At 36.4% G+C, this 3,657-nt stretch carries 2 protein-coding genes and 1 tRNA gene; all 3 read left to right on the forward strand.

The genetic code is table 11. The features are described 5' to 3' along the window. Positions 1–645: 645 nt before the first annotated feature. The 3 genes from EA341_RS05055 to EA341_RS05065 all read left to right on the forward strand — a co-directional run bounded on the left by EA341_RS05055 (position 646) and on the right by EA341_RS05065 (position 3,516). Positions 646–1,671, forward strand: a complete 1,026-nt coding sequence (locus EA341_RS05055) for a DUF4421 domain-containing protein (protein ID WP_293011900.1) — start codon at positions 646–648, stop codon at positions 1,669–1,671. Between the two features lie 97 nt (positions 1,672–1,768). Next, entirely contained in the window at positions 1,769–3,313 is a 1,545-nt protein-coding gene (locus EA341_RS05060) for an aldehyde dehydrogenase family protein (RefSeq protein ID WP_293011901.1), read from the forward strand. A gap of 128 nt (positions 3,314–3,441) precedes the next feature. Then, a tRNA-Val gene (locus tag EA341_RS05065) sits at positions 3,442–3,516 on the forward strand. Positions 3,517–3,657: the final 141 nt, after the last annotated feature.

Here is a 3,657-nt window from a genome sequence, read left to right on the forward strand (position 1 = left end):
ATTAAAAACAAAAAAAAGTATCCAAGAGCCGTATTTATAAGTGGTTTTTCCTTTTAGACTTTCTTAACTGAAATCATGAAAAACATTGCAAAATTTCTATTTTGTATTTTTTAAAATATAAATAATCTAATAAAAATTTAACTTTAAGGATATTTATCAAACCATAAATAGTTAGGTAAATGACTCGAAAACTCTATGTGTATTTTTTACAATTTGAAATTTAATTAGATACTATGGGTTTAATTGTTGGTGTATTTAGTTTGTAATTGTTTAATATTAAATGTTTTATGGTTTAATATAAAAGATTTTTAAAATATAGTCCCAGATTTTTATCTTTTCAAAGTACTGCTATTGTAAAGCGTAGATTTTTTCTTTTTCGAGTCAGGTTACGAAACCTTAAAAATAGCGAATGTAAATTTTTCATTAAAAAATCAAAAAATACCAAGTGCGAATCCTTGCATTAAATAATAATAATTGCATATATTTGTAACGGGTGATTAAGCAACTTTTTCTGCTACAAATTTTCTTATTGATTTGAATGGAGGTTATTATGAAAGTCATTTTTTCTAACCTCCATTTGTTTTTTTCTTCAGATTGTTTCTTAACATTGAACAAACAATCTTTTATAATTGTCATTTAGATTATATGGGTAGACAGATCATTCTTTTTTTATCATTTGTGATGTTGTCCACTCAAGTTGTTGCACAAGAAGTCGATTCTACTAAGCAGTCAGCATATTATGAGGAATTTCCTGAATTGTTGACCACCCGTCTTTATACCTCCAGAAAATATACATCATTGAGGGTAAGTGATGGTCATACACGTTTATTTGAGCCTAATTCCACCCTTAATCTCGGGGTTGGAGCCACTTATAACAATTTTACGCTGAACCTTGCTTTGGGCTTTGGTTTTATGAATCCGGGAAGGCAAGACGTCAGGACCACATATTTGGATTTACAAGCTCACCTGTATCCAGATAATTGGATCATTGATCTTTTTGGTCAGTTTTACACTGGGTATAGAGTCGATGGAGGTACTTTAACCAATCAGATGGGGGAGGATGAGAATTTCCTAGCTCCGGATCTTAGATTGCGTAAGATTGGTGCCAATGTACAGCGATTGTTAAATGGGAAAAACTTATCCTTAAACGCAGCTTTTCATCAAAGTGCATGGCAAAAAAAATCTGCGGGCAGTTTTTTGGCTGGTTTTGAAATGTACGGCGGTAGAGTGATTCAGCGCGGTGAAGAAGATTTGATGTTTGAAGATATCCCAATTCTTACGGGGCGTCCTTTTATCAGCTATTTTCAGTTGGGACCGAATGTAGGTTATGCAGGTACTTTAGTATTTTTCAAACATTTTTTCTTTACAGGAGTGGCATCAGTAAATTATAATTTCGGATACACTTCCTTTGAAAATAACAATCAATCTGATTTGAATTGGGGCTTTAATTATAACTATTTTCTCCGTGGATTTGTAGGTTACAACTCTGCTAGATGGTCTATCAATACCAATTATGTGCATAATAATATTGGGCTTTTGGATATTGGTGATACAAGCCTAAGAATTATGACGGGCAATTATAGGGTTAATTTTATTTACCGTTTTCAACCAGGGAAAAAATTAAAGCCATATTTGGAATATGCGAACCCTAAAATATTGTTAGGGAAATAAAGTTTTCCATTTTAAGCTGTTTTATCTTTTGACTTCATGTCATCCTTTTTTAGATATTGTTAGATTTACAGTTTCACAAAATAAAACCCAAATATTTATGTCTGATAAATTCGGTATTCTGGAAGCATTGAAAAGATTAGGTATCCAGGCTTCAAATTTAGGAACATCTACTGGAAGCCAATGGCTGGATAGTGGAGAATCTTCTATAGCTTCGAATTCCCCTGCAGACGGGGAGTTGATAGGAAAGGTTCAGGTGACAGGTAAAGCTGAGTACGAAAAAGTGATAAAAAAAGCAGAGGAAGCTTTTAAAGAGTGGCGTAAAAAGCCTGCTCCTTTGCGTGGTGAGGTTGTAAGACAGATTGGAAATGCATTGAGAGAGCACAAAGAAGACTTGGGAAAGCTGGTATCTTATGAAATGGGAAAATCATACCAGGAAGGCTTAGGGGAAGTGCAGGAAATGATAGACATCTGTGATTTTGCAGTAGGCTTATCCAGGCAACTTTATGGACTTACCATGCATTCTGAGAGGCCTTCACATAGAATGTACGAACAATGGCATCCTTTGGGAATTGTAGGTATCATTTCGGCATTCAATTTTCCTGTAGCGGTATGGTCATGGAACAGTATGATAGCTTTGGTATGTGGGAATGTAAGTGTGTGGAAACCGTCTGAGAAATCCCCTATGTCTGCTATTGCCTGTCAACATATTATTTCAGGTGTATTGAAAGAAAATAATTTGCCAGAAGGTATATCATCTTTGGTCAATGGGGATTATAAAGTAGGGGAGTATTTAAGCAAAGATACCCGCGTGCCGTTGGTGTCAGCAACCGGTTCTACGAGAATGGGTAAAATTGTTGGCCAAGCAGTTGCTGCAAGATTGGGAAGGTCATTACTTGAATTAGGAGGGAATAATGCCATCATAATTACAGAGAATGCCGATATGGATATCGCTATCAGGGGTGCTTTGTTTGGTGCAGTGGGTACTGCAGGTCAACGCTGTACTTCTACCAGAAGGCTTATAGTGCACGAATCTATTTTTGATACTGTTAAAGAAAGGTTGAAAAGTGCTTACGGTAAACTTGTGATCGGTAATCCACTGAATGAAAAAAACCATGTGGGGCCACTTATCGATAAGGATGCTGTGCAAATGTATCTTGACGCCATCGAAAATGTGAAGGCTGAAGGTGGCAAAGTCCTGGTTGATGGGGGAGTATTAGACGGGGAAGGATATGAGTCGGGTTGCTATGTAAAGCCTTGTATTATTGAAGCAGAGAATCATTATAAGACAGTTCAAGAAGAAACTTTTGCTCCAATTCTTTACTTGATAAAATATGAGACTCTCGAAGAGGCAATCATGATTCAAAATTCTGTTCCGCAGGGACTTTCTTCTGCGATCATGACTTTGAATATGAGAGAGGCAGAGATATTCCTATCTGCTGCAGGTTCAGACTGTGGTATTGCCAATGTAAATATCGGTACTTCAGGAGCTGAAATAGGCGGAGCTTTTGGTGGTGAAAAAGAGACTGGAGGAGGACGTGAGTCGGGATCAGATTCTTGGAAAGCGTATATGCGAAGACAAACAAATACCATCAATTACAGTACTGCTTTGCCTTTGGCTCAGGGAATAAAATTTGATATATAAAAAAAATATCAGGTTCATTTTCAGAAGATTGAAATTCTCAGAGGTTATTTTTTAAGATTCAAATTTGTATCAAAAAAAATAACCTCTACATTTGCAATCCATTTGGAAAGGAAATGGAGATTTTAATTGGGAGTTTAGCTCAGTTGGTTCAGAGCATCTGCCTTACAAGCAGAGGGTCGGGGGTTCGAATCCCTCAACTCCCACTTCTTTCTTAGAATTCCTAAATTTATAATGGGAGTTTAGCTTAGTTGGTTCAGAGCATTCCGATTACGATCGGAAGAGTCGGGTTTCCGAATCAAGGTTAAAATTTATAATGGGAGTTTAGCTCAGTTGGTTCAGAGCAT

This window comes from Mongoliibacter sp. (genome assembly GCF_007692705.1).
GTDB lineage: Bacteria > Bacteroidota > Bacteroidia > Cytophagales > Cyclobacteriaceae > Mongoliibacter.

Bases quoted from the DNA above. Each gene is read 5' to 3' on its own strand.
- EA341_RS05055 (WP_293011900.1), top strand. From the start codon at position 646: ATGGGTAGACAGATCATTCTTTTTTTATCATTTGTGATGTTGTCCACT.
- EA341_RS05060 (WP_293011901.1), top strand. From the start codon at position 1,769: ATGTCTGATAAATTCGGTATTCTGGAAGCATTGAAAAGATTAGGTATC.